This window comes from Bacteroides acidifaciens (genome assembly GCF_024623065.1).
GTDB lineage: Bacteria > Bacteroidota > Bacteroidia > Bacteroidales > Bacteroidaceae > Bacteroides > Bacteroides acidifaciens.
In genome coordinates this window covers 1-6339 of the sequence record NZ_JANJZR010000125.1, presented here as the reverse complement: position 1 = coordinate 6339, position 6339 = coordinate 1, and the positions used below count along the sequence as shown (strand labels likewise).

6 protein-coding genes are annotated in these 6339 nt (G+C 33.3%); 5 read left to right on the top strand and 1 reads right to left on the bottom strand.

Annotation, left to right across the window (positions count from 1 at the left end):
- The first annotated feature begins 146 nt into the window (after positions 1–146).
- From NSB03_RS19570 to NSB03_RS19550, 5 genes are all read left to right on the top strand, one after another.
- Positions 147–395 (top strand): NVEALA domain-containing protein, encoded by a 249-nt coding sequence (locus tag NSB03_RS19570; RefSeq protein ID WP_136000568.1) that lies wholly within the window; start codon positions 147–149, stop codon positions 393–395.
- A gap of 41 nt (positions 396–436) precedes the next feature.
- The gene (locus tag NSB03_RS19565) at positions 437–1546 is read left to right on the top strand and encodes a hypothetical protein (protein ID WP_235827620.1); all 1110 of its coding nucleotides are present in this window, start codon (positions 437–439) and stop codon (positions 1544–1546) included.
- Between the two features lie 73 nt (positions 1547–1619).
- Complete coding sequence (locus NSB03_RS19560) at positions 1620–2501, top strand: DUF1573 domain-containing protein (protein WP_024988739.1); 882 nt, start codon at positions 1620–1622, stop codon at positions 2499–2501.
- 179 nt (positions 2502–2680) lie between these two features.
- Entirely contained in the window at positions 2681–3733 is a 1053-nt protein-coding gene (locus tag NSB03_RS19555; protein WP_024988738.1) for a BF3164 family lipoprotein, read from the top strand.
- Positions 3734–3791: 58 nt separating this feature from the next.
- On the top strand, positions 3792–4811 hold the full coding sequence (locus NSB03_RS19550) for a 6-bladed beta-propeller (RefSeq protein WP_065538730.1): 1020 nt from the start codon (positions 3792–3794) through the stop codon (positions 4809–4811).
- A 376-nt stretch (positions 4812–5187) separates the two neighbouring features.
- Here NSB03_RS19550 and NSB03_RS19545 read toward each other — a convergent pair whose 3' ends face one another.
- Positions 5188–6126, bottom strand: coding sequence for an IS4 family transposase (locus NSB03_RS19545; RefSeq protein WP_306816304.1), 939 nt, complete (start codon positions 6124–6126; stop codon positions 5188–5190).
- Between the last annotated feature and the right edge of the window lie 213 nt (positions 6127–6339).

Here is a 6339-nt window from a genome sequence, read left to right as displayed (position 1 = left end):
ATCTGCTCCTTAACCCCTAAAAAGAAAGGAGGTTATTTAGATACAAACATAAGAATAAAAAATTAATGTAGCAAACTATTGCTATTCTGTTGAAATGATAGATACAGAAGAAAAAAAAGTTTATTTACTAATATAAAGTGTTGAATATGAAAAAGAAATTATTTGGTATGATAGTCGTTGCAGTAGTTGCAATAGTTGCAGGATACAATGTTTATTTGTCACAAAATGAAACAAAATTATCAGATTTGGTTTTAGCTAACGTAGAAGCTTTTGCATGGGGAGGAGAAACTGGTGGTCCTTATTATTTACGGCCATGTCCCACTCGTCCTGGTGCAGAGTGTGGTTCAACAGTATATGATAAAGATAATAGATGCGCAAATATAACTTATTGTTGATTATTATGTCATACTTAAAAATCTTTTTTCTTATGTTGTGTATGACTTTAGTATCGTGCACAGGGCAAAAAACAAGGAAAGAGAATGATAATAATGATAAGGTTGGAATAGAAGTGGGGGAGATTAAATTTCCCCCACAAAATGTTTTGCAACTAAAATCATACTATTTATCTTCGTCTGTTCATGTTGATTCAACAGATTATCTGATTGGTTATAATTATAGGTCACATTCACTAGACTACATGAATATAAAATCGAGGTCAGTAACTCAGATTGTTTTGCCTGGTGATGGCCCTGATGCTATTGTCCGTCTGTCAGGAATATATGTACAATCGTTAGATTCTGTATGGATATCTGATGAGTCAGAACGTGTATTTATGGTTGATAGTGTGGGAATGATAAAAAGAACGATTGATTTAAAGAAATATTTGGAGGATCAGGAGCAGTTGTTGATAAATACTAATTATGCAATGTTTACTTCCCACTTGTTTTATAATTCCTCTCGTCGTTCATTAATGTTTTTAGTAAAAAATATAGCTTCTGATACATTTCTAGTGAAAGAAGTTTTCATAGATAAAGATGGTAAAATGGCAACTTATCAGTTATCATCGTCTAAGGTCGTTCCTGATATGAGTAAAGGATATGCATATATCAATTTCCCAAATGTTAATTTTGTAGGTGAAGATATAGTATATAACTATCCCGTTGAATCTTCTATTTATGTGCTAAACATTAGAACAAACGAACGGAAATATATATTGGCAGATAGTCACTATACTTCCAATATAATAAAGAAATGTACGACGGTGGGGGATTATGCCACTTTGGAAAAACACTGGCTTGAAAATCCTCATTTTTATGATGTCATGTATTTGCCTAAATATAAAATATATGCTCGTTTACATGCTGATAAAGTTGATTTTGATGAGAAAAAAGGTATGGAGAAACTTATTAATGAGCGTGACCTATATTTAATGCTGTTCGATGAAAATATGGAGAAAATCTGTGAAGTGAAATTATCGAATTACAGATATAGTCCCTTTACAGGTTGGAACGCAACCTATAGTGGCCTAGCTCTTTTTGTTGATAATTTTTTAGACGAAAAGAATAATACCGATGACTTGACTATAGATATAATTTCTCCAAAATGAAGTGAGGTTTGTATAGTTTGGCTCTGAATAGAATTGAATCTTTGTTTTTTAATAATTATGATTAGTAGAGAGTATGTTTAAACTTGTATTATATATAAATATATTTGTTATTTTAACGAGTTTTCATTCATGTCAAAAGAAGGCAAATGTTGAAATCACTAGTGCGGTTGAAGAATGGATTAATAGAGAGATTAAATTTGATAATGGGTATATTTTTACTCGATTAGGTAAGGATTCTGTTTATAATTCAATACCTACAAGTAAATATAAGATTTTGGTTTATACTGGCTCTACAGGATGCATAGGGTGTAATTTGAGGTTGTCACAATGGACGGAATGGATGACGCAAATAGATTCTATGTCTAATAATAAAGTTTCCTTTCTCTTTTTTATACATCCTAAGGATCTGAGAGATTTACTGTTGTTGTTATGTAGTCAGAATTTCGATGTTCCAGTTTGCATAGACAGGAATGATTCTCTTAATAAGTTGAATCACTTTCCTGCCAATGCAATGTTACACACATTTTTGTTGGATGAACATAATAAGGTTTTGGCTATAGGTAATCCCATGCATAATCCTAAAATAAAAGAATTATATATGAATATAATTTTTGATAAGCAAAAGATTTCTGAGGTAGAAGAGAAGAAGCAAACAAAAGTTATGATAGATAAATTGTGTATAGATTTGGGAACGTTTGATTGGAAAAAACAAAAGTCCTGTGAATTTATTCTAACTAATATTGGACAGGAATTATTAGTAGTGGATAATGTAATAACTTCTTGTGGCTGTACAACTGTAGAATATTCAAAAGTGCCAGTGCAACCGGAGAAGAATTTAATTCTGAAAGTGAACTATATGGCGGAGCGTCCTGAATATTTTAATAAGACTATAACTGTGTATTGTAATGCAGAAGATTCTCCATTTCATTTGAAAATTAGTGGAAACGCGAAATGAGTAATTAACAAGAAGTTTGATGAAGCATTTGGGATATATCCAACTTATAGTTTTGGTACTGCTTGTTTGGCTAGGATGGCAAATGATAGGCAGGATAGCATTTCATTCGAAACATTTTGTGAATACTTGTTACCCTACCGAATTGATGATGAACCGTTAGCTTAAAAATTGATATAGATATGCTAGATACAAAGAATAAAATGCCACTATTAGGGGGAATATTGATATTTCTTCTATTATCTTGTCGTTCAAGTAACCAGGAAACTATTCGGGTGGAGAATATCATCTGCCAACCTATTATTTGTGAGGATAATTATATAATAGGAGGTCCTAGAGAGATGGCATTATCAGACTCAATTTTAACGGTTATGGATGCTAAGTCTGATTCCATGTTGCTTTTTTTTAATGTAAAATCTGGAAAATATTTAGGAAAGGCTGGTATACGTGGGCAAGGACCTTCTGAATTTACTGTACTTTCTTCTTTAGAATCGCACGGTGGAGGTTCTTTTTCATTTTACGATATTAATAAAAAAACGTTTTATTATACTAATTCAGTAATGGGTGATGGTGTGCAATTTATCCCCGCTTTTCGTGTTGATAGTGGATTGCCACTTGAGGTTCATCCTATGGCTAACGGAAAGTTTATAGCTCCTGGTATTTATGAAGAATATAGGTATTGTGTGCTGGATTCAAGTGGGCAGGTACATAATACATTTGGAGAATGGCCTTACAGGGATGAGGATGAAAAGAAAGTGTCTGGCATTGTTCGTTCACAGGCTTATATGTTTGGTATAGCGCCTTCTCCTTCTAAAACGAAATTTATCGCTTCTCTTTTGTCTGCGGATATACTGTCTTTCTACCAATTAGAAAACGATTCGGTGCATTTGCTAAAAGAGACTATTCTCACTTATCCAGACTATGAGTATAGAAATAGTCCGACAGTTTATTCAGGGGCTTCTAAGGATTCACCAATAAATTATTTATGTGCTACTTGTTCGGAAAACTATGTATATGTACTATATTCTGGAAAAAACTTTCGTCAAGATGCTTTGGCTTCATTTTCGGGAAATGTGATATATGTGTATACATGGAATGGTAATAAAATAGCAATGCTCAAGAGTGATAAAATGTTAGGGAAAATATGTTTGGCAGAAGACGGAAAAACAATGTATGCTATTGCTTACGATTTAGATCCGGTTCTTGTGCAATTTCCATTGCCACAGTGGGAATAGCTAAATTAATGTCGAAGAGGGCAATGAAATTTATAAATATTAATCCAAAGGTTATATTATGAGGGAAATTTTATACATTTTGCTTCTAACTGTTTGTTGGAGTTGTGCACAAAATTCAAAGACTGAAGTATATCAAAATAAACGTGCAAATATTTTGGATGTTCAAGATAGAGTGAAAGAAATTGCAATTAATGATGTTTTAATAGGTCCAATAAGCCCATTATGTATAGTCGGTGAGTATTTAATAATAGGTGATGTTAAATCACAAGATAATTTGATTCATATATTTAATAAGAATGATTTTAGCTATTTGACAAGTGTACTGAGTAGAGGTGAAGGTCCTGATGAAATAACTAATATGGGATATATTGGAACAGATGGAATGAGTCACATATTTTGTATATCGGATCATGGTAAACAAAAGATATTTGCTTATGATATAGATTGTATTCTTTCAGATTCATTGTATAAGCCAACCGTAAAAGCGAAAATGGCAGAAAGATCATTTCCTAATAAATATAAATCTATAAATGATTCTTTATATCTTGCTTTAATAATAAAACCAACAGGAAATTCAGGTTATAATGAAAATATAACTAAATGGAATATGAAAACCGGAGAAATGGATAATATGCTTTATGAACATCCTGATATAAAGAAGAAACGTGTTGATTTTGATTTATCAATAAAGGGTGGATGCTATGTAGAATGCTATTTGTATCATGATTTAATGACGATTTGTGATCTCAACGGAAATTTAAGATACAATATATACGGTCCGGAATGGGATAAATCAACAAATAGAGTTAGTTTTTATGGTGGAGTAGCCTATTGTAAAGATAAAATAGTTGCGCTTTATTCAGGTAAGGAGACTTTTTATAATAGTGGCTCTGGTGGAATGAAAGTAGATCGTCCGACTAAATTTTTAGTTTTTGATATGAATGGTAATTACATTCAGACTATAGAAACTAAATGTCAAATATTAAATTTTTGTTATGATGAAAAGAATAACCGAATCATAATGAGTTTAGATGATGATATGCAATTTGCTTATTTGGATTTAAGTGGTCTTATTTAGTAGCGTTTTGATTATTATCTTTAAATCGTAAATAAAATATGAACCTGATTGGTATAAGTTCCTTGGTGAATTTCCTGAAACTTCGGTGTTGTTGAAAAAATAATTTTAATGGTTTCTTTAAAAATATGAAATCACTGCTGGGCACTTAGTCCCAGTTGATTTTCAATTGTTTATAATTTAGTTCTTTGACATTTTTGTAATCACAATAGGTAAGTATCTCTCTTACAGGTGTTTTATCCAGTAGAGAAAAGCTCAAAATTTGTAGAATTTCGTAGATTGGACGGTTGACTTTCAATTTGTAAGTGACAATGGCAACCAGACAGTATGTTATGACGGCACAGTACACTTGTGTCTTGACTGCATTCATCGTGGTGCCCTAAAAAGATTTTACTTTCAGGTGTTGCTTTATCCATTTGAAAAATAGTTCCACCTGCCAACGGTTCTTATATAGCAAAGCAATTTCCTCTACTGAGAGTTCCATGTTGTTGGTGATGAACACAAATTCTCTCTCCAGTTCTTCATCGTAGTATTTAACCCGCCTGAGTTTGTCTGAATATGTTTTGAGCGATTTATACGTTTCAAGCATTCCAATCTGGTCACATTTTATTCCGGTTGTTTTATCGACTTCACGGGAATACATTCTACGGAATCTCATATTATCCTTTGCACGTGTAACGAAGTAAGCACCACAGGTGTGAAGCTTATGCAAACGGGTGAAGTCAACATATCCTTTATCCATGATATAGAAACTTCCCTTTTCATAACTCAACTCATCCAGCATGTTTACGGCATGTACTTTAGCATTGGTTACCAGTACGACTGTCGGTATGGAAGTTTTTACATCATACAAGGTATGAAGTTTGATGCCTCCTTTGTATTTCCTAAATTCTGCCCACCAAAAAACATTCAGACAAAGGTCTATGGTGAAGGAATCAAAGGCATAAACATTACCGTCAACTTTCACCTCAAAGTCATTTTTGTTGTAGCTATTACGGGCTTCCGCAATCAGGGTATAAGCAAATTCTTCGTAGATACGATAATCTCTATTCCGGTTTGCTTTCCCCAGATTGGTACGGCTAACTGTTGCACCGAATCCCAAGTGATAATACTTGTTCTTGTGTGCCTCGAGGCTGAGCATAAGGTCACGCATACTGTCTCGGGCGGTCAGTTGTCCGAAAACCATGCACAGCATCTGATTCCAACAGGTGAATGTTCTGATTTTCTTATTCCCGGAATACTTCTCTACCAAGCGGTCAAAGACACGACGGGGAAAAAAATCTGTAAGTTGAGCGAAGATATATTTGCCTTGATTCATTGTTTTGAGCTTTTGGGCAAAGCTAAAACAACTTTTCAATTCACATCGTCACGCTCCCAAAAAACACATAACTATGCGATTATCAAAGATTTCAAAGAACGATGTTTAATTTAAAGTGCCCACTAGTGAAGAAAAAAAATAAAGCAGAACGTTTCTTCAGTAGAAGATGTATCTCAATTGGAAATACATTTGGCGAATTTGCGTTATGTTTAT

Excerpts from the sequence above, each read along its gene's own strand:
- NSB03_RS19550 (WP_065538730.1), top strand. The coding sequence starts at position 3,792 with ATGAGGGAAATTTTATACATTTTGCTTCTAACTGTTTGTTGGAGTTGT.
- NSB03_RS19560 (WP_024988739.1), top strand. The coding sequence starts at position 1,620 with ATGTTTAAACTTGTATTATATATAAATATATTTGTTATTTTAACGAGT.
- NSB03_RS19545 (WP_306816304.1), bottom strand. The coding sequence starts at position 6,126 with ATGAATCAAGGCAAATATATCTTCGCTCAACTTACAGATTTTTTTCCC.
- NSB03_RS19570 (WP_136000568.1), top strand. The coding sequence starts at position 147 with ATGAAAAAGAAATTATTTGGTATGATAGTCGTTGCAGTAGTTGCAATA.
- NSB03_RS19565 (WP_235827620.1), top strand. The coding sequence starts at position 437 with ATGACTTTAGTATCGTGCACAGGGCAAAAAACAAGGAAAGAGAATGAT.
- NSB03_RS19555 (WP_024988738.1), top strand. The coding sequence starts at position 2,681 with ATGCTAGATACAAAGAATAAAATGCCACTATTAGGGGGAATATTGATA.